Source organism: Cryobacterium sp. MP_M3 (assembly GCF_015752155.1).
Classification (GTDB): domain Bacteria; phylum Actinomycetota; class Actinomycetes; order Actinomycetales; family Microbacteriaceae; genus Cryobacterium.
The window spans coordinates 109508-133633 of record NZ_JADOVI010000004.1; the positions used below are offsets into that span (position 1 = coordinate 109508).

General features: G+C 69.6%; 21 protein-coding genes. 8 read left to right on the forward strand and 13 right to left on the reverse strand.

All coding sequences use genetic code 11. From position 1 onward, the window contains the following. Positions 1 to 73: 73 nt before the first annotated feature. The 5 genes from infB to ispG form a co-directional block, all read right to left on the reverse strand. Positions 74 to 2920, reverse strand: coding sequence for a translation initiation factor IF-2 (gene infB, locus IWX89_RS06650; RefSeq protein WP_196902767.1), 2847 nt, complete (start codon positions 2918 to 2920; stop codon positions 74 to 76). Positions 2921 to 3007: 87 nt separating this feature from the next. Further along, the gene (locus IWX89_RS06655; RefSeq protein WP_196902768.1) at positions 3008 to 3253 is read right to left on the reverse strand and encodes a YlxR family protein; all 246 of its coding nucleotides are present in this window, start codon (positions 3251 to 3253) and stop codon (positions 3008 to 3010) included. Positions 3254 to 3261: 8 nt separating this feature from the next. Continuing rightward, on the reverse strand, positions 3262 to 4269 hold the full coding sequence (nusA, locus tag IWX89_RS06660; protein WP_134506271.1) for a transcription termination factor NusA: 1008 nt from the start codon (positions 4267 to 4269) through the stop codon (positions 3262 to 3264). Positions 4270 to 4418: 149 nt separating this feature from the next. Then, positions 4419 to 6170, reverse strand: a complete 1752-nt coding sequence (locus IWX89_RS06665) for a proline--tRNA ligase (RefSeq protein ID WP_231383010.1) — start codon at positions 6168 to 6170, stop codon at positions 4419 to 4421. Positions 6171 to 6323: 153 nt separating this feature from the next. Beyond that, on the reverse strand, positions 6324 to 7481 hold the full coding sequence (ispG, locus tag IWX89_RS06670; RefSeq protein ID WP_196902770.1) for a flavodoxin-dependent (E)-4-hydroxy-3-methylbut-2-enyl-diphosphate synthase: 1158 nt from the start codon (positions 7479 to 7481) through the stop codon (positions 6324 to 6326). 181 nt (positions 7482 to 7662) lie between these two features. Between ispG and IWX89_RS06675 the strand changes: the two genes are divergently transcribed. After that, complete coding sequence (locus IWX89_RS06675) at positions 7663 to 8847, forward strand: acetyl-CoA C-acetyltransferase (RefSeq protein WP_196902771.1); 1185 nt, start codon at positions 7663 to 7665, stop codon at positions 8845 to 8847. Between the two features lie 22 nt (positions 8848 to 8869). On the opposite strand, the gene IWX89_RS06680 is transcribed toward IWX89_RS06675, so the two are convergent. From IWX89_RS06680 to IWX89_RS06695, 4 genes are all read right to left on the reverse strand, one after another. Beyond that, positions 8870 to 9235, reverse strand: a complete 366-nt coding sequence (locus IWX89_RS06680; RefSeq protein WP_196902772.1) for a hypothetical protein — start codon at positions 9233 to 9235, stop codon at positions 8870 to 8872. A gap of 159 nt (positions 9236 to 9394) precedes the next feature. Further along, positions 9395 to 10051, reverse strand: a complete 657-nt coding sequence (locus IWX89_RS06685) for a response regulator transcription factor (RefSeq protein WP_196902773.1) — start codon at positions 10049 to 10051, stop codon at positions 9395 to 9397. Further along, positions 10048 to 11361, reverse strand: a complete 1314-nt coding sequence (locus IWX89_RS18995) for a sensor histidine kinase (protein ID WP_196902774.1) — start codon at positions 11359 to 11361, stop codon at positions 10048 to 10050. The genes IWX89_RS06685 and IWX89_RS18995 overlap by 4 nt, the downstream gene beginning before the upstream one ends. Before the next feature lie 88 nt (positions 11362 to 11449). Then, positions 11450 to 12829, reverse strand: coding sequence for an RIP metalloprotease (locus tag IWX89_RS06695; protein WP_196902775.1), 1380 nt, complete (start codon positions 12827 to 12829; stop codon positions 11450 to 11452). A gap of 56 nt (positions 12830 to 12885) precedes the next feature. Between IWX89_RS06695 and IWX89_RS06700 the strand changes: the two genes are divergently transcribed. Genes IWX89_RS06700 through IWX89_RS06710 form a run of 3 tightly spaced genes read left to right on the forward strand, consistent with a single transcriptional unit; the run spans position 12886 to position 15651 of the window. Further along, on the forward strand, positions 12886 to 14304 hold the full coding sequence (locus IWX89_RS06700; RefSeq protein ID WP_307836453.1) for a serine/threonine-protein kinase: 1419 nt from the start codon (positions 12886 to 12888) through the stop codon (positions 14302 to 14304). After that, positions 14301 to 14720, forward strand: coding sequence for a hypothetical protein (locus IWX89_RS06705; protein WP_196902777.1), 420 nt, complete (start codon positions 14301 to 14303; stop codon positions 14718 to 14720). Before IWX89_RS06700 ends, IWX89_RS06705 begins: the two co-directional genes overlap by 4 nt. A gap of 16 nt (positions 14721 to 14736) precedes the next feature. Continuing rightward, positions 14737 to 15651, forward strand: coding sequence for an NAD-dependent epimerase/dehydratase family protein (locus IWX89_RS06710; RefSeq protein ID WP_196902778.1), 915 nt, complete (start codon positions 14737 to 14739; stop codon positions 15649 to 15651). Positions 15652 to 15871: 220 nt separating this feature from the next. Here the strand turns inward: IWX89_RS06710 and dxr are convergent, their stop codons facing one another. Further along, on the reverse strand, positions 15872 to 16954 hold the full coding sequence (gene dxr / locus IWX89_RS06715; protein ID WP_196902779.1) for a 1-deoxy-D-xylulose-5-phosphate reductoisomerase: 1083 nt from the start codon (positions 16952 to 16954) through the stop codon (positions 15872 to 15874). A gap of 121 nt (positions 16955 to 17075) precedes the next feature. On the opposite strand from dxr, the gene IWX89_RS06720 reads away from it, so the two are divergent. Then, complete coding sequence (locus tag IWX89_RS06720; protein ID WP_374220494.1) at positions 17076 to 17870, forward strand: lysophospholipid acyltransferase family protein; 795 nt, start codon at positions 17076 to 17078, stop codon at positions 17868 to 17870. Between the two features lie 63 nt (positions 17871 to 17933). Then, positions 17934 to 19271: an aminotransferase class III-fold pyridoxal phosphate-dependent enzyme gene (locus IWX89_RS06725; RefSeq protein WP_134506252.1), complete on the forward strand. Its 1338-nt coding sequence runs from the start codon at positions 17934 to 17936 to the stop codon at positions 19269 to 19271. A gap of 123 nt (positions 19272 to 19394) precedes the next feature. On the opposite strand, the gene IWX89_RS06730 is transcribed toward IWX89_RS06725, so the two are convergent. Continuing rightward, positions 19395 to 19865, reverse strand: a complete 471-nt coding sequence (locus tag IWX89_RS06730) for an OsmC family protein (protein WP_196902780.1) — start codon at positions 19863 to 19865, stop codon at positions 19395 to 19397. A gap of 93 nt (positions 19866 to 19958) precedes the next feature. On the opposite strand from IWX89_RS06730, the gene gabT reads away from it, so the two are divergent. Both gabT and IWX89_RS06740 read left to right on the forward strand, forming a co-directional pair. Then, on the forward strand, positions 19959 to 21341 hold the full coding sequence (gene gabT / locus IWX89_RS06735) for a 4-aminobutyrate--2-oxoglutarate transaminase (RefSeq protein WP_196902781.1): 1383 nt from the start codon (positions 19959 to 19961) through the stop codon (positions 21339 to 21341). A 14-nt stretch (positions 21342 to 21355) separates the two neighbouring features. Beyond that, positions 21356 to 22381, forward strand: a complete 1026-nt coding sequence (locus IWX89_RS06740) for an asparaginase (RefSeq protein ID WP_307836454.1) — start codon at positions 21356 to 21358, stop codon at positions 22379 to 22381. A 27-nt stretch (positions 22382 to 22408) separates the two neighbouring features. On the opposite strand, the gene IWX89_RS06745 is transcribed toward IWX89_RS06740, so the two are convergent. Both IWX89_RS06745 and IWX89_RS06750 read right to left on the reverse strand, forming a co-directional pair. Then, a complete protein-coding gene (locus tag IWX89_RS06745) occupies positions 22409 to 23215 on the reverse strand; it encodes an ABC transporter permease (RefSeq protein WP_196902782.1) in 807 nt (268 codons plus the stop codon). Further along, positions 23212 to 24126, reverse strand: coding sequence for an ABC transporter permease (locus tag IWX89_RS06750; protein ID WP_196902783.1), 915 nt, complete (start codon positions 24124 to 24126; stop codon positions 23212 to 23214). Before IWX89_RS06750 ends, IWX89_RS06745 begins: the two co-directional genes overlap by 4 nt.

Below are 24126 nucleotides of genomic sequence, written 5' to 3' on the forward strand. Positions count from 1 at the left end.
GAATCAGGGAAGGGGTCCCCGCCCTCTCCCCTTTTCAGGGGATCGAGCGGAGACCCGCTGCCCAACCGACGGGTTAGACCCGCGGCTTTTCCTTCATTTCGATCGTCTCGATCTCGTCACCGATCTGGATGTCGTTGAACTTGCCCAGGCCGATACCACACTCGAAGTCCGTGCGGACCTCGGTGACGTCGTCCTTGAACCGGCGCAGCGACTCGATGCCCAGGTTGTCTCCCACGACGATGCCGTTGCGGATGACCCGCGCCTTAGCGTTCCTCGTGATGACACCCGAGCGAACGATGACACCGGCCACGTTCCCGAACTTGGACGAGCTGAACACCTCGCGGATCTCGGCGACACCACTCTGCACCTCTTCGAACTCGGGCTTGAGCATTCCCTTGAGGGAGTTCTCGATGTCCTCGAGCGCGTTGTAGATGACGGAGTAGAAGCGCACGTCCACGCCTTCACGGGCGGCGCGTTCGCGTGCCTTCGTGTCGGGGCGAACGTTGAAGCCGATGATGATGGCGTTGTCGACGGTGGCGAGGTTGACGTCGCTCTCCGTGACCGCACCGACACCGCGGTGGATGATGCGCAGCTGAACCGAATCGTCGACCTCGATCTTGAGGAGCGACTCTTCCAGTGCCTCGACGGCACCGGACACGTCGCCCTTGATGATGAGGTTGAGCGATTCGACCTTGCCCTCTTCGAGTGCACGGGTGAAGTCCTCGAGGCTGATCCGCTTGCGGGCCTTGGCCAGCAGGGCGTTCCGCTCGGCGGCTTCGCGCTTCTCGGCGATCTGACGTGCCGTGCGGTCTTCCTGGATGACCAGGAAGGTGTCGCCGGCTCGCGGAACACTGGAGAGGCCCTGAACCTGGACGGCCCTGGACGGGTTCGCGGCGAGCACGGGGACGCCGTTCTCGTCGGCCATCGCACGAACACGGCCGTAGGCCGTTCCCGCCACGATGGAGTCCCCGACGTGCAGGGTTCCCGACTGGATGAGCACGGTCGCCACGGCGCCGCGGCCCTTGTCGAGGCGAGCCTCGATGGCCACGCCGCGAGCGTCCTTGTCGGGGTTGGCGCGCAGGTCGAGTCCGGCGTCCGCGGTGAGCAGCACGGCGTTCAGGATTTCCTGGATGCCGATGCCCTGCTTCGCCGACACGTCGACGAACATGACGTCTCCGCCGTATTCCTCGGCGACGAGGCCGAACTCGGTGAGCTGCTGGCGCACCTTCTGCGGGTTGGCGCCGGGCTTGTCGATCTTGTTCACTGCGACCACGATCGGCACGTTGGCGGCCTGGGCGTGGTTGAGCGCTTCAATCGTCTGCGGCATGATGCCGTCGTCCGCCGCGACCACGAGGATCGCGATGTCGGTGACCTGCGCACCACGGGCACGCATGGCGGTGAACGCCTCGTGGCCCGGTGTGTCGATGAAGGTGATGGCGCGTTCGATGCCCTCGTGCTCGGTGACGACCTGGTAGGCGCCGATGTGCTGGGTGATGCCGCCGGCTTCGCCCGCCGCCACCTTCGCATTGCGGATGGCGTCGAGGAGCGCGGTCTTACCGTGGTCGACGTGACCCATGACCGTGACGACGGGAGGCCGGGCGAAGAGTTCTTCGTCCGTCTCGTCTTCGAGCTCCTGGTCGATGTCGATGTCGAAGCCGAGCAGAAGCTCGCGGTCCTCGTCATCGGGTGAGACCATCTGGATCTTATAGCCGAGCTCGCTGCCGAGCACGTCGAAGGTCGCCTCGTCGAGGGACTCCGTCGCCGTCGCCATTTCACCGAGGTGGAACAGCACGGTGACGAGGTTTCCGGGGCTCGCGTCGATCTTGTCGGCGAAGTCCGTGATCGACGCGCCGCGGCGCAGACGCACCACGGTTCCGCCGTCGCCGCGGGGTACGCTCACGCCACCCAGCGACGGGGCCTCGCGCAGCTCGAACTCTGCCCTCTTCGTCCGCTTGGACTTGCGAGCCTTGTTCTTGCCGCCACCGCGACCGAACGCACCAGCGGTTCCGCCGCCGGGGCCGCGGCCACGGCCACCTGCACCGCCACCACCTGCCGGACGGGGCGGGCCGAAGCCGGGGGCACCGGCCGGCGCGCCGCCGGGGCGCTGGAAGCCGGGGCGTGCGCCGCCAGCGCCGCCCGGTGCGCCACCGGGACGCTGGAAGGCACCCGGACGCTGGCCGAAACCGGTCGGACGCGGCGCCTGGCCGGGTCCACCCGGACGGGGCGCGCCGGGGCGCGGAGCGGCCGGGCGCGGGATGTTGCTCGGGGACGTGGTCGACGCCGGGCGCTGGCCCATGCCCTGCGCGCTGGCGAACGGGTTGTTGCCTGGGCGCGGGCTCGGGGTCTTGCCCATGCCCTGGTTACTGGCGAAGGGGTTGTTGCCGGGGCGCGCGGACGGCGGCTTCGGAACGGAGACACCGGGCTTGGCGGCGACCGGGGTCGCGCCGTCCGTGCCGGCTGCCGGGGCATCCGTCACGGGCGCAGCCTCAGCTGCTGCTGCTGCGGCCTTGTCGGCCGCTGCGGCCTTCTCGGCGGCCTGGGCCTGGCGCTCGGCGACCGTCAGCGGAGCGGACGGCATCGGCGGTGCGTCAGCGGCGGGAACCTCGACGGCGACCTCCGCGACCGGGCGTGCGCCCGGCTTGACGGCGAGCTTGGCCGGCGACGGACGTGCGCCGCCCGGCTTCGCGGGTGAAGCGGCGACCGGCGCGGTGCCGGTGGGAGCCGCCGAAGTGGTGGATGCCGCAGTGCCGGTTACACCGTCGGCCTGAAGCGCGGCGCGCAAACGGCGCGCGACGGGGGGTTCAACGCTACTGGACGGTCCTTTGACGAACTCGCCCATCTCTTTCAGTTTCGCAAGGGCTACCTTGCTGTCGACACCGAGCTCAGTTGCGATCTCGTGTACGCGTGGTTTCGCAGCCACAATTCTCCTGTTCCGGGCCTGCACCCGGAAAGGGGCAGACCGTTAGTAACGGACGGGTCTCATTTCGAGCCGCTCATTAGTTATCCATTAGCCATTCAGCCTGTTCTCTAGTTGTTTCGCGCCCAAAGACCTGGTCACGCGAAGGGCACGCCCGAAAGCGTGTCGCCGCAGTGCGTCCTGGAAGCACGCGGCGGTGGGATGCAACCACGCGCCTCGCCCAGTTAGAGTGGCGGTTTCATCCACCACGAGTTCCGATTCCCGGGCTACAACCCTCAGAAGTGAGGATCGAGGGGCGCGCGAACGGCATCCAATGCACGTTCTAACGGGTTCCATCGTACCCCCTATTCGGTGTCCTCCAGAATGCTGTCCGGCTGGATGTCGATTTTCGCACCCGTGAGCTTGGCCGCGAGGCGGGCGTTCTGGCCTTCCTTGCCGATCGCCAGCGAGAGCTGGTAGTCGGGAACGAGGGCGCGGACGGCCTTGATGGACTCGTCGATGACGTAGGCGCTGGTGACCTTCGCGGGAGACAGCGCGCTCGCGACGAAGGTGGCCAGGTCGGGCGAGTAGTCGACGATGTCGATCTTCTCGTTATTGAGCTCGGCGGTGACGGCGCGCACGCGCTGGCCGAGCTCGCCGATGCAGGCACCCTTGGCGTTGACGCCGGGCTCGGTGGCGCGGACGGCCATCTTGGTGCGGTGGCCGGCCTCGCGGGCGAGCGACACGATCTCGACGACTCCGCTGGCGATCTCGGGAACCTCGAGCGCGAACAGGCGACGCACCAGCGACGGGTGTGTGCGCGAGACCGTGATCTGCGGGCCCTTGAGTCCCTTGCCGACCGCCGTCACGTAGACGCGGATGCGGGAGCCGTGCACATAGCTCTCCCCGGGCACCTGCTCCTCGGGCGGGAGGATCGCTTCGATCGTGCCCAGGTCGACGTGGATCATGCGGGGGTTGGGTCCCTGCTGGATGATCCCGGCGACGATCTCGCCCTCGCGGCCCTTGAACTCGCCGAGCACAGCGTCGTCGGCCAGGTCGCGCAGACGCTGGTTGATGACCTGCTTCGCGGCGTAGGCCGCAATCCGGCCGAAGTCGGTGGGGTTGTCGACGGCTTCGCCGATGACGTTGCCCTCTTCGTCGTGTTCGGGCACAAAAATGTCGACGTGTCCGGACTTGCGGTCGAGTACGACGCGCGCTTCCGGCACTTCCTCGACGGCCTTGGAAGCTTCACCCTGGTGGGTGTGCTTCTGATAGGCCGTGAGAATTGCTTGCTCAATAATCTGCACGAGCTCCTCGAAGGGAATCTCTTTCTCGCGCTCCATTTGCCGCAACACGCTGAGGTCGATGTCCATGGCCGGCCTCCTCTATTCAGATCTTGCCGCCGCGAAACTGCGCAGCGGGCTCTCCTCTACGGTACCTGACTCCACGGCCTCGCGGCGCACGGTGTGGAAGCGGGCGCACGGTGGAACATGCGCCCGCTTCCCGAAACTGAGCCGCGAGCCTAGCTGAAGCTGGCGGCGACATCCGCGACGGCGACCTGCGTGCGCTCGCCCGTGCGGCGGTCCCAGAGCTCGACGATGCCGTCCGCAGCCCCGCGGCCGACGATGACGATGCTCGGCACGCCGATCAGTTCGGCGTCGCCGAACTTGACGCCGGGCGACACCTTGCGCCGGTCGTCGTAGAGCACCTCGCGGCCGGTGGCCTCGATCGCCGCGACCACGGCCTCGGAGGTGTCGAAGACGACCTCGTCCCGCCCGGTGGCGATCACGTGCACGTCGAACGGAGCCACGGTTTCGGGCCAGATCAGGCCCTTCGCGTCGTTGTTGAGCTCGGCGATGATCGCGAGGATGCGGGTGACGCCGATGCCGTAGGACCCCATCGTGACGGTGACGAGCTTGCCGTTCTCGTCGAGCACCTTGAGTCCAAGCGCCTCCGCGTACTTGCGGCCGAGCTGGAACACGTGCCCGATCTCCATCCCGCGGGTGAGCTCGACCGGGCCGGAGCCGTCGGGTGCCGGGTCGCCGGCGCGCACATCCGCGGCCTCGACCGTGCCGTCGACCTGGAAGTCGCGGCCGGCGACCAGCCCGAAGACGTGGCGGCCCTGTTCGTTGGCGCCGGTGATCCACTCGGTGCCGTCGACCACGCGCGGGTCGACCAGGTAACGGATGCCGGTGACCGACTTTTCGCCGAGCACCGCGCCGCTCTTCGACCACGGGCCGATGTAGCCCTTGACGAGTCCGGGGTGCCTGGCCAGGTCGGCTTCGTTGGCGGCCTCGGCCTCTGCCGGGGCGAACGCGACCTCGACCCGCTTGAGGTCGACCTCGCGGTCGCCGGGCAGGCCGATGATGACGAGCTTGCGGGAGCCGTCGGGGTGGGTGAGGGCGAGCACGACGTTCTTGAGCGTGTCGGCCGCGGTCCACTCCCGGCCGTCCGGGCGCGGGTGGGCGCTGTTGGCCCGGTCGACGAGGGTCTGGATCGTCGGAGTGTCGGGGGTGTCGTGCACCTCGGCGGCCGGGATCGGCGCCCAGTCGATGGCGGGAGGGGCCGGCGTGGTGAACGCCTCGACATTGGCTGCGTAGCCGCCGGCCGAGCGCACGAAGGTGTCTTCGCCGACGGCGGTGGGGTGCAGGAACTCCTCGCTGCGGGACCCGCCCATCGCGCCGGCATCCGCCTTGACGATGACGTACTCGAGGCCGAGCCGGGTGAAGATGCGCTCGTATGCGTCGCGCTGGGCCTGGTAGCTCAGGTCGAGACCGGCATCCGTGTAGTCGAAGGAGTAGGCGTCCTTCATGGTGAACTCGCGGCCGCGGAGGAGACCGGCCCGGGGACGGGCCTCGTCGCGGTACTTGTCCTGGATCTGGTAGATCGACAGGGGCAGGTCCTTGTAGCTGTTGTAGAGGTCCTTCACGAGCAGGGTGAAGACCTCTTCGTGGGTGGGGGCGAGCAGCAGGTCGCTGCCCTTGCGGTCCTGGAGGCGGAACAGGCCATCGCCGTATTCGTCCCAGCGCCCGGTGACCTCGTAGGGCTCACGCGGCAGGAGGGCGGGGAAATGCACCTCGAAGGCGCCGGCCGCGGCCATCTCCTCGCGCACGATCGTCTCGATCTTGTTCTTCACCCGCAGGCCGAGCGGCAGCCAGGCGAAGATGCCCGGGGCCTGGCGGCGGATGTAGCCGGCCCGCACGAGCAGGCGGTGGCTGGTGACCTCGGCATCCGAGGGGTCTTCGCGGAGGGTTCGGAGGAAGTAGTTGGACATACGAATAGGCACCCCCCTACTTTACGGCGCGCGCCAGTTCGCGGCGCGCGCCGCATCCCGGCGGCTCAGTTGCGGAGAGAACACCCTCGTCGCGCTCGCGAAGGTGTCTTTTCCGCAACTCAACGCGCGTGGGGCGCGTGGGGGCGGGAGCGGCTACTTCGAGACGGTGACGACCGGGGCGCCGAGGGAATCCTCGGAGGCGGGCATTTCCGCGGCCAGGCGGTTGGCTTCTTCGATCAGGGTGGCGACGATCTCGTCCTCCGGCACGGTCTTGATGACCTCGCCGCGCACGAAGATCTGCCCCTTGCCGTTGCCGGATGCCACGCCCAGGTCGGCCTCGCGGGCCTCTCCCGGTCCGTTGACGACGCAGCCCATCACGGCCACGCGCAACGGCACGGTCATGCCCTCGAGCCCGGCGGTGACGTCGTTGGCGAGCTTGTAGACATCCACCTGGGCCCGGCCGCAGCTCGGGCAGGAGACGATCTCGAGCTTGCGCTCGCGCAGGTTGAGCGACTGCAGGATCTGCAGGCCGACCTTCACTTCCTCGGCCGGGGGCGCGCTGAGCGAGACCCGGATGGTGTCGCCGATGCCCTCGCCGAGCAGGATGCCGAACGCCGTCGCGCTCTTGATGGTGCCCTGGAACGACGGGCCGGCCTCGGTGACGCCGAGGTGCAGGGGCCAGTCGCCGCGCTCGGCGAGCAGCCGGTAGGCCTTGACCATGATCACCGGGTCGTTGTGCTTGACCGAGATCTTGAAGTCGTGGAAGTCGTGCTCCTCGAACAGGCTCGCCTCCCAGACCGCGCTCTCGACGAGCGCCTCCGGGGTGGCCTTGCCGTACTTCTGCATCAGGCTCGGCTCGAGGGACCCGGCGTTGACGCCGATCCGGAGCGAGACGCCCGCGGCCTTCGCCGCGGCGGCGATCTTGCCGACCTGGTCGTCGAACTTGCGGATATTGCCCGGGTTCACCCGCACGGCGGCGCAGCCGGCGTCGATCGCGGCGAAGACGTAGCTGGGCTGGAAGTGGATGTCCGCGATGACGGGGATCTGGCTCTTCTTCGCGATGATCGAGAGCACCTCGGCGTCGTCCCGGGTCGGCACGGCCACGCGCACGATGTCGCAGCCGGATGCCGTGAGTTCGGCGATCTGCTGGAGCGTCGCGTTGATGTTCGTCGTCGGTGTCGTCGTCATTGACTGGACGCTGACTTGAGCGTCACCGCCGACGAGGACCTTGCCGACCTTGATCTGGCGACTCTTGCGTCGCGGAGCGAGAACCTCGGGTACTTTGGGCATTCCCAAATTGATAGCAGCCACGGCCATATCCTAGGTCAGGCAACTGGGGAGATGGTCCGTTCCGGCAGCGGGGACACGCCCCGGCCGTGACCCGGCGGTCCTGGCGCCCGGGCGGCACGGCTACGCTCGGTGGACGACGCTTGAGAACGCATCCCACGAGGACAGCGCGCGAACACGGTTACACGAAGACGAAGGAGTCATCATGAACTCGATCGAAGTGGTCATCCTGGCCGGGTCCCGCACCCCGCAGGGCCGGGTGAACGGCCGGCTGGCCGGCCTGAGCGCCGTGCAACTGGGCAGCGCCGCCATCAGAGGCGCACTCGACCGTGCCGGGGTATCCCCCGGCCAGGTCGACTCGGTGCTGATGGGGCAGGTGCTGCAGGCCGGCTGCGGCCAGAATCCGGCCAGGCAGAGCGCGATCGCCGCCGGCATCCCCTGGAACGTGCCCGCGATGACGCTCAACAAGGTCTGCCTCTCGGGCCTGGCCGCCGTCGTCGACGCGGCCAGGCTCATCCGTCTGGGCGAGGTCGACGTGGTCGTCGCCGGCGGCCAGGAGTCGATGTCCCAGGCCCCGCACCTGCTCCCCGGGTCCCGCCAGGGCTGGCCGTACGGCAGCGTCACAGCGCTGGACCATGCGGCGCACGACGGGCTGACGGATGCCTTCGACGGGCTCTCGATGGGACTCTCCACCGAGCACGTGAACGGCAGGCTCGGCATCGACCGGGCCGAGCAGGACGCCATCGCGGCCGCCTCGCACCAGCGCGCGGCGGAAGCCGCCCGCGGCGGCCTCTTCGACGACGAGATCACGCCGCTGAGCGTGCCGCAGCGCCGCGGTGACCCGCTCCTGGTCACGGCCGACGAGGGCGTGCGCGGCGACAGCACCACCGAGACGCTCGGCCGGCTGCGCCCCGCGTTCACTGAGGACGGCACAATCACCGCCGGGAACTCCTCGCCGCTCAGCGACGGCGCGAGCGCGCTGGTGCTGTGCAGCCGGGCGTGGGCGGAGGAGCGGGGACTGGAGTGGCTCGCTGTGGTGAAGGCATCCGGCCATGTCGCCGGACCGGACAACTCGCTGCACTCCCAGCCGGCGAACGCGATCAAGCACGCGCTCGACCGGGAGGGCTGGGCGGCCGGCGAACTCGACCTGGTCGAGATCAACGAGGCGTTCGCGGCGGTGTCGCTCGAATCGACCAGGGAACTCGGGCTCTCGCCCGAGCTGGTCAACATCCACGGCGGCGCCATCGCGATCGGCCATCCGATCGGCGCTTCGGGTTCGAGGCTGGCGCTGCACGCGGCGCTGGAACTCGCCCGCCGCGGCAGTGGGAAGGCGGCCGTGGCGCTCTGCGGCGGCGGCGGCCAGGGCGAGGCTCTGCTGCTCTCGCGCTGACCAGCCGGCCCGGTCCGCGGCGCTACTGCGGCGGCGCGGCCGCGTCGTCGGCGCGGTTGGCCCGGAGCACCTCGAGCCTGGCCCGGTACTCGACCTCGTCGATGTCGCCCTGGGCGAATCGCTCGGCGAGGGTCTTCTCGGCGCTGCGGGTGTCCCCGCCGGCCTGCCAGTGCGACGGGCCGCCGTGGAAGCCCGGCCCGCCCGGGTAACCGGGGCCGGCCATTCCGCGCCGCCAGCGGCGGCCGAGCAGCGCGAAGAGGAGCGCGAAGAGCCCGAGGCCGAACAGCGGGATCAGGACCAGCAACCAGATCAGCCCGCCACCCCAACCGTGGCCGGGCCCGGGGCCCGGGTAGGCGGCGAGCCCGGTGAGTACCGCAGTCGAAAGCATGATGTGTCCATTCTGTGGAGAGGCCCGGTGCGTTGTTGCCCGGCGGAAGGTCCGCCCTGACCGGTATCCCCAGTGTCGCGAGCCGACCCGGCCGCCGAATCCGCCCCGCGGCGACACTTCGGGTACTCCCCCGGGTGCAGTGCTCCTGCACTACCGGCACTACCAGCCTCCGACGAGGCCTTCCTCGTAGGCGATGATGACGAGCTGCACCCGGTCGCGAGCGCCGAGCTTGCTCATGATGCGCGACACGTGCGTCTTCGCGGTCAGCGGGCTGAGGAACAGCCGCACCGCGATCTCTGTGTTGGTCAGGCCGCGGCCGACCAGGCCGAGAACCTCGCGTTCCCGTGCTGTCAGCGGCTCGAGCGAGGTGTGACCCTGCGGTGCCCGGAGCCCGGACTCCAGCCGTGCGAGCAGGCGCCGGGTGACGCCGGGCGAGAGCAGCGCGTCCCCGGCTGCGGCGACCCGCACCGCCCGGATCAGCTCGGTCGGTTCGGTGTCTTTCACCAGGAAGCCGCTGGCCCCGGCCCGGATCGCCTGGGCGACGTAGTCGTCGAGCTCGAAGGTCGTCACGATCACGATGTGGGTGCCGGCGAGCGTGGCATCCGCTGCGATCTGCTCGGTCGCCCACAGGCCGTCACCGCCGGGCATCCGGATGTCCATCAGCACCACGTCCGGCCGGTGCCGGGTGACCTGCTCGACGGCCTCCGCCCCCGTCGCAGCCTCCGCGACCACGTCGAAGTCGGGTTCCGACTCCAGCAGCGCGCGAAACCCGGCCCGAATCAGCTGCTGGTCGTCGGCGATGACGACGCGGATCACCGGGGCCTCCGCAACGGAAGGCGCGCCTCGACCAGGAAGCCGCCGGCCGGCATCCGTTCGGCCCGCAGGCTGCCGCCGAGCAGCTCGGCCCGCTCCCGCATCCCCAGCAGGCCGCCGCCGGGCATGATCGCGGCATCACCCGGGCGGGTCGTGCCGTCGTCGGTCACGGTGAGCCGCACGTCGGCGCCGTCGACGACCAGGTGCACGGATGCCGCGCGAGCCCCCGAATGCCGCAACACGTTCGTGAGCGCCTCCTGGCAGATCCGGTACACGGCGAGCTGGGTGGCGGCCGGTGCTGCCGTCCCGTCCGGGCCGAGCTCGGTCACCAGTTCGACGCGCAGGCCCTGGGCGCTGAAGGACTCGACCAGGGCAGGAAGCCCGGCCAGGTCCGGCTGGGGCGTGCGGGGGGCGTCATCGTCGGCGCCGGACGCGCCGGACGCGCCGGACGCGCCGGACAGGTCGACGTCGGAGCGGAGGATCCCCAGCACCGTGCGCACCTCGTCGAGGGCGTTCTTACTGGTGGCCTTGATGCTGGCCAGCGCCTCGGCGGCCTTGCCCGGCTGGCTGTCGATCAGGTGCAGCCCGACGCCGGCCTGCACGTTGATCTGCGACAGCGAATGGGCGAGCACGTCGTGCAGTTCCCGGGCGATCCGCACCCGCTCGCGCTGCTCGGCGGACTGCCGCCGCGCATCCGCACGGCGACGCAGGTCGTGGATCTGCTCCCGCCGGGTGCGGATCGCCTCGCCGAAACCCATCAGCAGGGCCAGGCCCAGGGTGGTGAGCGCGATCCGACCCGGTTGCAGCGGGATGCCGTAGAGCCCGGCGAGGCCGATCGTGGCCACCCAGACGGCGGCGACCGAGGCGTACACCCAGATCCGGGCGCCGCGCACGATGCCGAGCACGATCGCGAAGCCGAGCGCGACGTAGGGCAGCCCGATGTCTGGCCGCAGCAGCACGAGCGCGCCGGCGGCCGCGGCGGCGACGGCCACGACGGGGCCGGGGTAGCGGCGGGCGCCGATCAGGGCGAGCGGACCGATGAGGGCGAGCACCACCGCGAGGTACCAGCCGGGCTGGAGCCCGCCGTGCACGAGTTCCCGGCCGAACACCCGGCCGATCTCCCGGCCGGCGTCGGGGCCGCCCGTGCGGCCGGAACGGGCGAGGACCGCGACCGCGGGGACATGCACGAGGAAGGAGACGACCACCGGGATCCACAACCGGGCCGCGGCCGGGATCCGGGCGCCGTAGCCCCCGCCGGGGCGGCCGCGATCGTGGTCGTACCACGGAGCGTCCGAATCCCAGTGTGGTGGCATGTTCCGATGCTACGACCCGGGCGGGGAAGCGGCATCCGCCCGGGGCCGTCTCCGGCTACTCCCCCGGGAGTATGCGGGAGAGGCCGGGTCAGCCGAACAGGCTGATCGGCTTGACGATGTCGGCGTAGATCAGCAGCAGGCTCATCCCGCCGAGCACGATCACGACGGCGAAGGTGAGCGGCATCAGCCTGGCGGTGTCGACGGGGCCCGGGTCGGGGCGTTTGAACAGCCGGGCGACCCAGCGTCGCAGGCCTTCCCAGAGCGCCCCGGCGACGTGACCGCCGTCGAGCGGCATCAGCGGGATCAGGTTGAACACGAACAGGGCGATGTTGAGCGATGCCAGCAGGCCGAGCATGCTGGCGATCTTGCTGTTCACCGGGATGCTGTCGATGCTCGCGATCTCACCGGCGACGCGGCCGACGCCGACCACACTGATCGGGCCGTTGGGGTCGCGCTCGCCGGGGCCGAAGGCGGCGTTCGCAATGTCGACCATCCGCTGCGGCAGGTTGGCGATCATGTGAACGACAGCGCCGATGTTGTCGCCGACGGCCGGGAGGACCGCCGTGGCCGGCTGCTGCACGAGTTCGCCCGCCGGGCCGATGCCGACGAAGCCGACCTCCTGGGTGAGCGCCTTGCCGGACTGGTCCTTCTCGACCTTGCCCGCGGCATCCATCACGTAACGCTCGGTGAGCTTGGGCGTGATCGTGAGGGTCTGCTTCGCGCCGTCGCGTTCGACGACGACGGTGAGCGGGATGCCGGGCGAGTTGCGGATCAGGTCGGTGGACTGGGCCCAGCTGTCGATCGCCGTGCCGTTGACGCTGACGAGCCGGTCGCCGGGCTTCAGGCCGGCCGCGGCGCCGGGAGCCTTCTCGTCGGACGCCTCGCAGGACTGCCGGGCGCTGGTGGCCGGGAGCACGCAGGCGGACACGCTGCCGACGGTGGTGCTCGCCTGCGCGGTGCCGAAACCCATCAGCAGCACGGCGAACAGCACAAGGGCGATGAGCAGGTTCATGGTCGGCCCGCCGAGCATGATGATGATGCGTTTCCAGACGGGGAGCCGGTAGAAGGCGCGGTGGTCCTCGCCCTCCCCGATGGTGTCGGCGCTGGACCGGCGGGCGTCGTCGACCATGGTGGCCAGGGCGTTCGGTTTCTTCTCCGGGGCGCCCTCCTGCACGAGCTGGTTGAAGAAGCCGGTGCTGGAGGCCTGGACCCTGCCGCCCTTCTTCGCCGGCGGGAACATTCCGATCATCGAGATGTAGCCGCCCAGGGGGATGGCCTTGACGCCGTATTCGGTCTCGCCCTTGCGGCGGGACCACACGGTCGGGCCGAATCCGATCATGTACTGGGTGACCTTCACCCCGAACGCTTTGGCCGGCAGAAGATGGCCGATTTCGTGCAGGCCGATGGACAGGGCGAGCCCGATGACGACGATGACGACGCCCAGGAGATACAGCAGCACGGTTTCCACAGTCGTAGATTACCCACTTCAAGCTGCGAAGGCGCTGGCCGTTCCCGGCCCAGCGTGTGGTTTGCTTGACCGTTGGACCTACTAGGAGGACCCCTCTGTCTGAGCCTCGCATTCCCGGCCCGATCGGCGTTCGACTCGCCGACCGGTTCCGCATCGACCGTCTGATCGGAACCGGCGGCATGGCAGTCGTCTACGAGGCGACGGATGTCGTGCTCGGGCGCACCGTGGCGGTCAAGCTTTTCCGCATGGACACCGCGGACGATGCCGGCCCTGAGCGCCAGAGCGGCGAGGTCGCCGTGCTGGCGAGCCTGAACCACTTCGCCCTGGTCACCCTGTTCGACGCCGGCACCGCCCTGATCGAAGGTGTCCCCCGCACCTTCATCGTGATGGAGTTCGTCAACGGGCGGGACCTGCGCAGCCGGATCAACGACGGCCCGGTGCTGCCGGCGGAGGTCGCCGAGATCGGGGCCGACCTCGGCGAGGCCCTGCATTACGTGCACTCGCAGGGCATCATCCACCGCGACATCAAACCGGCCAACGTGCTGCTCGCGCCGTCGGGTTTCCCCGGCCGGGGCATGCACGCCAAACTCGCCGACTTCGGAATCGCCCGCCTGTTCGACGCTACCCACCTCACGAAGACGGGGGCGCTGCTCGGCACCGCCGGCTACCTCAGCCCGGAGCAGGCGCTGGGGGAACCGATCGGACCGCCCAGCGACGTTTATTCGCTCGGCCTCGTGCTGCTCGAGTGCCTGACCGGCGAGCGGGCCTTCCCCGGCTCGGCGATCGAATCCGCGATGGCCCGGCTGGCGCGCGACCCCGTCATTCCCGATTTCCTCGGTCGCGGCTGGGCAGAGGTGCTCGGCGGCATGACCAACCGGGTCGTCGAGGAGCGGTTCACCGCCGAACAGGCCGCCGTGCGGCTGCGGAGCCTCGTGGCCGCGCCCGGACCGGCCGCGGACGCCGCGCGCTCCGTGCTCGACGACGCCGACGAGACGGAGCTCCTCGAACCGACGGCAGAAACCGTGCTGCTGGAAAAGACCGCGGCCCTGGAGAAGACGGCCCTGCTGGAGAAGACCGCCCTACTCGAGGAGACCGCCCTGCTCGAGAAGACCGCCCTGCTGCCGACACCGTCCTCCGCGACTTCTCCCGCCCCCGCGGAGGATTCCGCGGCCGTGCGGGCGGACGCGCCGACCGAGCTCCTTCCCGGCCGCGGACGAACCGGCCTGACCCGAACTTCCCCCGCTTGCCCGCCGTCGTCCTCGTCGTCGACCTCGTCGTCGACCTCGGCTTCGGGCCGGAGACCGACCCGCCGCACAATGGGCGTCGTCGTCGTCGCCGTGGTGCTGGTCGCCCTGGCCGCCATCCTGTTCGCCCCCCGGCCCGCCGCCCCCGCGGCCACGCCCGCGAGCTACCCGGCCGTCGACGGCCCCCTCGGCACCCACCTCCGGCAACTCCAGGAAAGCCTCAGACCATGACCGTCCGCTCCCGCCTCTCGACCGGCGTGGTCGCCGCGCTCCTCGTCGCCGCCACCCTGACCGCCTGCTCCGGTCCGTCGCCCGACCTGGCGACCCCGACGGCCGACAAGCTGCAGTCCGGGGTGCTCGGTGTCAGCACCGCCGCGGCAGCCGGCGACTTCTCCGGGGCGCAGTCCGCCCTCACCGCCGTGCAGGCCGACCTGCTGACCGCCGCCGCGGCCGGGCAGGTCTCGGCCGCGCGGTCCGCCGAGATCCAGGCCGCGATCAACCTCGTGACCGGGGACCTCGCCGACGCGATCGAGACCAGCCGTCCCACCCCGACGCCCACTCCGACCGAGGGCCAGTCGCCGTCGGTTGACAAGGGCGGCAACAAGGACAACGGTAAGTGCAAGAAGAAAGACGATTGCGGCGACTGACCGCGTGGAGGATGTCATGACCGCCCAACTTGTCGTCGGTGCCGGTCTGATCGGGCATCCCCTGGCCGAGCGCCTCGCCGCGCGCGGCGACCGGGTCACCATCGGCACCCGGTCCGGCTCCGCGTCCGCGGGGGCCACGGCGATCGTGCTGAACGCCGGCGACCGGGAGGCGTTCGCCCGGTCCGCAGCCGGTGCGGCGACGATCTTCCTCTGCACGAATCCGCCGTACACCGACTGGGCCACCCAGTGGCCGCCGATGATCGACGCGGCGATCCACGCGGCATCCGCCACCGGCGCAGCCCTGGTCGTGATGGGGAACCTGTATCCCTACGGCTCGCCGACCGGCCCGATGACCGAGCACTCACCGGAGACGACCACGGAGGCCAAAGGCCTCGTCCGCAAGGAGGGCTGGCGGAAGGTGCGCGAGGCCCACGAACGCGGAGAGCTGCGCGGCGTCGAGGTGCGCGCGAGCGACTATTTCGGTCCGGGAGCCACCGGCACGGCCCACCTGGGCGAAACCTTCTTCACCTCGATCCTCGCCTCGAAGACCGCCCGCGTCGTCGGCCGGCCCGCCCTCCCGCACAGCTGGAGCTACCTTCCTGACATCGTCAGCACCCTGATCGCCGCCGCCGACCACGACGGGGAGTGGGGCCGGCTGTGGCACGTTCCGAGCGCCGCCGCCAGCCGGATCGAGATCGCGAACCAGGTCAACCGGCGGTTCGGAACGCACGGCAAGGTGGCCGCATATCCGCAGTGGCTGCTCCGTTCCCTCGGCATGGTGAACCCGATGATGCACGAGATCTGGGCGTCGAGCTACCAGTTCACGGTGCCGTACCTGATCGACTCCGCCGAGACCCAGCGCGAGCTCGGGGTGTCGGCCACTGGCTGGGCGGATGCCCTCGCCACCACCGCGGAGAGCTACCGCCGCTGAGTCCCTCCCTATCCCCATCCCTCTCCTCCAGACCGCAGCCATGCCCGTTCCGAATTCAGGAGAATTGCGCGAATACGAGGCGCCGGCGGGCATCCGTCGCACTGTTCCGTGCTGTGCACCTGAATTCGGCACGGGAACGGGGCTTTCGGGGCGGGGCGGAGTCTCGGTGCGGTGAGTTGAGGTGGGTGGGGCGGGTGCGGGGCGGGGTGAACCGGGGAGGTCAGCGGGCGAGGAGCTTGTCCGCCGCGGCGCGGGCCCAGGCCTCGGCGGCGGAGAGCGACTCGCGGGTGAGCGGGCCGTTCTGCTCGTGCGCCTCGACGACCCGCTGGATGGTGTCGACGATGGCCAGGAAGCCGATGGCGCCGGCGTGGAAGGCCTCGACGGCCTGCTCGTTCGCCGCGTTGAAGACGGCCGGGTAGGTTCCGCCGGCCCGGCCGACCTGCTTGGCCAGGTTGACGGCGGGGAACGCCGAATCGTCGAGGGGTTCGAAGGTCCAGTTCTGCGGGACGGTCCAGTCGATCGGCGCGCCGACCGCGGCCACCCGGTTGGGCCAGTCCAGGCCGAGCGAGATCGGCAAGCGCATGTCGGGAGGGGATGCCTGCGCGATCGTCGACCCGTCGATGAACTCGACCATGGAGTGCACGACCGACTGCGGGTGCACGACCACGTCGATGCGCTCGTAGTCCACGTCGAAGAGCAGGTGCGCCTCGATCACCTCGAGGCCCTTGTTCACGAGCGTGGCGGAGTTCGTGGTCACCACCGGCCCCATGTTCCAGGTCGGGTGGGCGAGCGCCTGCGCGGGCGTGACATCCGCCAGCTGGCCGCGGCGGCGGCCGCGGAACGGCCCGCCGGATGCCGTCAGCACCAGGCGCCGCACCTCGCCGGCGGTGCCGGAGCGCAGCGCCTGCGCGATGGCCGAGTGCTCCGAATCGACCGGCACGATCTGTCCTGGTGCCGCCAGCGACTTCACCAGGTCACCGCCGACGATCAGCGACTCCTTGTTGGCCAGGGCGAGGGTGCGGCCGGCGGACAGCGCCGCGAGGGTGGGGCCGAGGCCCACCGAACCGGTGATGCCGTTGAGCACGACGTCGGCGTCGACATCGCGCACGAGCTGCTCGGCCTCGTCGGCGCCGAGGGCGGTCGCGTCGACCTCGAACTCGGCGGCCTGGCGCTCGAGCAGCGCCCGATTGCTCCCCGCGGACAGCCCGACCACCTCGAACCTGGTCGGGTTCGCCTTGATGACATCGAGGGCCTGGGTTCCGATCGAGCCGGTGGACCCGAGAATTACTACTCGTCTTCGCACCCTCCCATGCTAGGTGCAGGGTCGGCGATCGGCCGGACTTCCCGTTCACCGTCCAACCGATTCGCGGGCGTTGCAGGTGCGTCCTTTCGGCGTGCGGCGCTGCTGGCGGTAGTGTCGACGGGTGACCGGTGCCAAAGTCGAACCCCAGGACGAACCCCTCGCCGACCCGTCGGAGGAGGCGCCGGAGCCAACGAAACGCCCCGGCTTCGTCTATTTCCTCGGCTACGGCATCATGGCGCCGATCGCCCGCCTGGTCTTCCGGCCGACCATCACCGGTCGCGAGAACATCCCGCGCGAGGGGCGGGTCATCCTCGCCAGCAATCACCTCTCCTTCATCGACAGCATCGTGATCCCGCTGTCCGCGCCGCGCCGGGTGCAGTTCCTGGCCAAGTCCACCTACTTCACCGGCACCGGGTTCAAGGGTTTCGTCTCCCGCACCTTCTTCACCTCGATCGGTGCGGTCGGGGTCGAACGCGGCGCCGGGCAGGCGGCGCAGGATGCCCTCGACGCCGGGCGGAACATCCTGGAGTCCGACAGCGCCTTCGCCATCTACCCGGAGGGCACCCGCTCGCTCGACGGCCGGCTCTACAAGGGCCGCACCGGCGTCGCCTGGCTCGCGCTCACCACCGGGGCGGTCGTCGTACCGGTCGGGCTGGTCGGCACCCAGGAGATCCAGCCGGTCGGGGCGAAGTTCCCGCGCATCCGCAAGGTCACCGTCACCTTCGGCGCACCGATCGACCTGAGCCGTCACGGCTCGGCGGAATCCGGCAAGGCCAGACGCGGCGCCACCGACGAGATCATGGCCGCGATCCACGCGTTGTCCGGGCAGGAGCTGGCCGGGAAGTACAACGAATCGCCGCCTTCAGGAACCCTGCAGAAACTGGCCGATCGCGTGTTCCCGCGCGAACGCGTCTAGTTCATCGCGCCCGTGCGGGGCATCCGAAACACGGCGGAAACCGGCGCAACCTAAGCTGGAAGCATGTCTGCCCAGTATTCGGTCCCCCAAGAACGCAAACTCGTCACCGCCCTCCCGGGCCCCAAGTCGATCGAGCTGCAGGAACGTCGCCTGCGCTCGGTGTCCCGCGGTGCGGGCACCCTTGCCAATATCTACATGGACCACGGGGCCGGCGCGATCCTCGTCGACGTCGACGGCAACCAGATCATCGACCTGGGTTGCGGCATCGGCGTGACGACCATCGGCCACGCCAACACCGAGGTGGCTGCAGCGGCCGCCGCCCAGGCCGCCAAGCTCACCCACACCCTGTTCACCGTCACCCCGTACGAGAACTACGTCGCCGTCGCCGAGAAGCTCGCCGAGATCACCCCGGGCGACTTCGAGAAGCGTTCCGTGCTGGTGAACACCGGTGCCGAGGCCGTCGAGAACGCGGTCAAGATCGCCCGCAAGTTCACCGGCCGCCGCGCGATCGTCGCCCTCGACCACGCCTTCCACGGCCGCACCAACCTGACCATGGCGATGACGTACCGCCCCTGGCCGGAGCGCGCCGGGATGGGCCCGTTCCCCGGTGAGATCTACAGCGTGCCCACGAGCTACCCGTACCGCGACGGACTGACCGGCGAGGAAGCCGCCGAGAAGACCATCGACTACATCACGACCCACATCGGCGCCACCGAGATCGCCGCGTTCTTCGTGGAGCCGATCCAGGGCGACGGCGGCATCGTCATCCCCGCCCCCGGCTACTTCAAGCGCATCCGCGAGTTCTGCACCGACAACGGGATCGTGCTCGTCGCCGATGAGATCCAGGCCGGGATCGCCCGCACGGGAACCTGGTACTCGATCGAGCACCACGACGTCATCCCCGACCTGGTCACCACCGCCAAGGGAATCGCGGGCGGTTTCCCGCTCGCCGCGGTCACCGGCCGCGCCGACATCATGGACTCGGTGCAGCCCGGCGGCATCGGCGGCACCTTCGGCGGCAACCCCGTCTCCACCGCCGCTGCCCTGGCCGTGTTCGATCTGATCGAGCGCGATGACCTGCTCGGCGAGGCGAAGCGCGTCGAGAAGGCCCTCTGGGCCCGCATCGGCGACTGGACCGAACGGTTCCCGGTCGTCGGCGACGTGCGCGGAAAGGGCGCCATGTTCGGCGTCGAGCTCGTGCACCCCGGCACGACCACACCGTACCCCGAGGCGCTCACCGCGATCATCAAGCACGCGACCACGAACGGCGTGATCGTGCTGGATGCCGGCAGCTGGGACTCGGTGCTGCGCATCATGCCGTCGGTCGTCATCTCCGAGGCGCTCATCGACGACGCGATGAGCGTCATCGAGGAGACCCTCACGGCCCTCTCCGGCTCCTAAAGCGGCAAGTCTCGGCGCGGCGCCGGGCGCCCCGGACGGTGGTCGAGCCTGTCGAGACCGCGGACGGTGATCTCGACAGGCTCGATCACCGTCAGGCTCGATCACCGACAGGTTCGATCACCGTCAGGCGGGGACGGCGGTGGGCTCGTGGCGGACCGGGAAGTTGACGGATGCCGCGATGAAGCAGAGTCTCGCCGCCTCCGCGTGCAGGCTCTGGGCCAGGTCGACCTGGCCGGGGTCCTGCACGGTCACCCGGGGGCGGAGGACGGCCTCGGTGAAGTGACCGCCGCCATCCTTCGTCTGCACCATGGTGCCGGTCGCGTCGTCGGTGTAGCCGACCACGACGACCCCGTGCCGCACGGCGACGTGCAGGTAGGACATCAGGTGGCATTCGCTGAGTGCCGCCAGCAGCAGTTCCTCCGGGTTCCACCGGTCGGCGTTGCCGTGGAAGCTGCGATCGGCGGATGCCTCGATCGAAACCTTGCCGGTCGCGGTGATCGTGTGCTCCCGGCCGTACTCCCGGTAGTCGCTGGTGCCGGTGCCGCGGTTCCCGGTCCAGGCGACGGTCACGGCGTAGCGGTGCTCACCATTCATGGCGTCTCCTTCGGGTTCCGCAGCTGCAGGAACCGATTCTCGCAGCAAATCGCCGCCGCGCGCGCCGGGCTGGTCGGTAAACTAGGTTCCATCATGACTGACACGCTGACGCCCTCGACTTCCCCGTCCACTTCCGCCGCACCGGTCTACACGGTGACGCAGGAACGCAAGATCGTGACCGCGATTCCCGGGCCGCGCTCCACCGAACTGCAGCAGCGACGCCTGGCCACCGTGTCGGGCGGCGTGAGCAGCGCGCTCCCCGTCTACATCGCGAAGGCAAACGGGGCCATCATCGTCGACGTCGACGGCAACCAGTTCATCGACCTCGGCGCCGGCATCGGCGTGACCACGATCGGCCACACCGAGTCGAGCGTCGTCGCGGCCGCCGTCGCCCAGACCCAGGACTTCATCCACACCCTGTTCACCATCACGCCCTACGAGGAGTACGTGCGGGTCTGTGAACTGCTCGCCGCGCACACCCCCGGTGATTTCCCGAAGAAGTCGGTGCTGATCAACTCGGGCGCCGAGGCCGTGGAGAACGGCGTGAAGATCGCCCGCAAGTACACCGGCCGACGCGCCGTCGCCGTGCTCGACCACGCCTACCACGGCCGCACCGTGCTCACCATGGCGATGAACTACAAGGCGATGCCCTACGCGACCGGCTACGGCCCGCTCGCCAGCGACGTCTACCACGCACCCAGTTCCTACCCGTACCACGACGGCCTCAGCGGCGCGGATGCCGCCAAGCGCACCATCACCTACCTCGAGAAGGTCGTCGGCCCGACCGACCTGGCCTGCCTCGTCGTCGAGCCGATCCAGGGCGAGGGCGGTTTCATGGTCCCGGCCGACGGCTACTTCACCGCCCTGCAGGAATGGTGCACGAAGAACGGCGTCGTCATGATCGCCGACGAGATCCAAAGCGGCATGGCGCGCACGGGCAAGTACTACGCCAGTGAGCACTTCGGCTGGACCCCCGACCTCGTGCTCACCGCCAAGGGCATCGCCGGTGGCATGCCGCTGGCCGCCGTCACCGGTCGCGCCGAGATCATGGATGCGTCCCAGCCCGGCGGCCTCGGCGGAACGTTCGGCGGCAACCCGGTCTCCTGCGCCGCGGCGATCGCGGTCTTCGAGTCGATCGAGAACAATGACCTGCTCGCCGAGGGCGCCCGGATCGAGAAGACGCTGCGTGCGGGCCTCGGCGCGCTCCAGGAGAAGTACGACATCATCGGCGACACCCGCGGACGCGGCGCCATGATCGCCATCGAACTCGTGCAGCCCGGCACCGGGGACACCAGCAAGGAGCCCAACGCGGCCGCCGTCTCCTCGATCGCCGCCTACGCCGCCCAGCACGGCGTGCTGCTGCTCACCGCCGGCACCTACGGCAATGTGCTCCGTTTCCTGCCGAGCCTCGCCGTGACCGACGCACTGCTCGCCGATGCCCTCTCGGTCATCGACGACGCGATCGCCGCACTGTAGTCCCGCCTGACCTCGTGACCTCTCCCTATACAGCCGCGACCCTGCACGGTCCGCACACGTTCACGGTCGCCGACGCGGTCGAACTCGCCGTCGTCGAGCGTAGCGGCTTCATCGAGTCGAGGCACGCGGGTTCCGCGGTCGTGCTCACCAGCGAGGGCGCGGTCCTCCGCGCCCTCGGTGATGTGACGACGCCCATCTTCCCCCGGTCGTCGATGAAGCCGTTCCAGGCCATCGCCGTGATGGCCAGCGGCGTCACCCTGCGCGGTGAGGACGCGGCGATCGCCACGGCCAGCCACAGCGGCACCCAGCGCCACGCCGACCTCGTGCGGGGCCTGCTGTTCCGGGCCGGGATCCCCGAGACGGCGCTCGCCTGCCCCGCCGCCTGGCCCGACGATTCCGCCACGCGCGATGCGCTGGTACGGCTGGGAGCCGGCAAGGCCCCGGTCTACATGAACTGCTCGGGCAAGCACGCCGCGATGCTCGTCGCCTGCAAGCAGAACGGCTGGGCCCTGAACGGCTACCTGGACCCGGAGCATCCGTTGCAGAAGCGCATTCTCGACGTCGTCGAGCGGTTCACCGGCGAACGGCCGTCCGCGACCGGGATCGACGGCTGCGGTGCGCCCGTGCACGCCCTCTCGCTGACGGCCCTGGCCCGCGGCATCGCCCGGATCGCCACCTCCAAGTCGAACTCGCCGTTCGCGATCTACCGCGAGGCGGGGTTCCTCGCCGAGGCTGTGCGGCAGAATGGCTGGGTCATCGCCGGCCCGGGCCTGCCGGACACCATCGTGATCGAACGGCTCGGCCTGTTCATCAAGACCGGGGCGGAAGGCATCATGGTCGCCTCGGCCGCGAACGGGATCACCGTGGCCCTGAAGATCCTCGACGGCAACCTGCGGGCGGCCACCATCGTGGCCCTGCGCCTGCTGGCGGACGCGGGCGCGATCGCGCACACCGACATCGAGGCGCTGCTTCCCGACCTGGGCCTCGCCGTCTACGGCGGCGGACGCCAGGTCGGCCAGATTCACGCCAGCTACGTCTGACCGTCGCCGTTGCCGCGTCTCCGCCGCTCAGCCCGACTTGGCGAGCCGTTTCGCCCGCGCCGCGGCTGACACCTGCGCGCTCACGACGATCACCAGCGCCAGGATGAACACGGCGGAGGCCACCACGTTCGCCTCCGCCGGGATGCCGCGCGACGCCGAGATGTAGATGTACTTCGGGAACGTCGTCACCGCTCCCGAGTTGAAGTTGGTGATGATGAAGTCGTCGAAGCTGAGGGCGAAGGAGAGCAGCGCGGCGGCGAGGATCCCCGGCAGCAGCAGGGGGAAGGTGATCCGCAGGAAGACCTGGCCCGGCGAACCGTAGAGGTCGCGGCCCGCCTCCTCCAGGGCCGGGTCGAGGCTGGCCACCCTGGCCTTGACCGTGACCACGACGAAGCTGATGCAGAACATGGTGTGCGCCAGGATGATCGTCACCATGTCCTTGGGCACGCCCACGGACAGGAACTGCGCGGCCAGACCCGCACCGAGCACCACCTCCGGCGTGGCCATCGGCAGGAACAGGAGAAGGCTCACCCCGGAGCGGAACCGGAACCGGTACCGCACGATGGCGATCGCGATCATGGTGCCGAGCGCGGTCGCGGCCACGGTGGCGACCGCGCCGATGATGAGGCTGTTGCCGAACGCCTCGCAGACCGCGCCGTTCTGCACATTGCAGACGTTGAGCCACTTGTCGAGCGTGAAGCCGCGCCAGGTGATGTTCGACTTCTGCGAGTCGTTGAACGAGAAGATGAAGGTGTAGACGATCGGCACCATCAGGAAGAGCAGGGCGAGCACGGCGTACACCGGCAGCAGCCACCGCCCGAGGGAGAGTTTCACAGCAGTTCCTCCGTTCCGGCCCGCTTGACGTAGATGCTCACGATGATGAGGATCACGCTCATCAGGATGATCGAGAGCGCCGCGGCGGCAGGATAGTTCTGGAGCACCAGGAAGTTGGCCTCGATCACGTTTCCGATCATCTGGCTGTCCGGCCCGCCGAGGAAGTCCCGGCTGGCGTTCACGTAGTCGCCGGCGGCGGGGATGAAGGTCAGCAGGGTGCCGGCCACGATCCCGGGCATCGACAGCGGGATGGTCACCTTGCGGAACACCTCGACCGGGTGCGCGTACAGGTCGCTGGCCGCCTCGAGGTAGCGCAGGTCTAGGCGTTCCAGGGTCGTGTACAGCGGGAGGGTCATGAACGGGATGAAGTTGTAGGTCAGACCGAAGATGACGGCTGCGGGCGTTCCGGTGAAGTGGGCATCCGGTGCCATCAGGGCCACCGCCTTCAGCGAGGTGATGATGAACGACTCATCGGAGAGGATCTGCTTCCAGGCCAGCGTGCGCAGCAGGAAGCTGATGAAGAACGGCGCGATCACGAGCACGAGCATGAGGCTCTGCGCCAGCGGCCAGCGCCTGGCCGTCACCCCGATGAAGTAGGCGAGCGGGTAGCTGAAGACGAGCGCGAGCACGGTCGCGATCAGCGCGAAACCGAACGAGCGCAGGATGTGCGGCAGGTAGTCCGTGACGACCTGCACGTAGTTCTCCCACCGGAACGCGTAGGTGTACTGGCCGATGTCACCGAACTCGGACGGGGCCTGGAACGACGTGAGCAGCAGGGAGACGAGCGGGGTGAGGAAGAACAGCACCAGGTAGAGGATGCCGGGAAGCAGCAGCAGGAGCGCGACCGGGCTCTTGCGCCGGGGCACCTGCTCGGCCTCGCTGGTCGTGGTGGCGAACGCGGCGAACGCCAT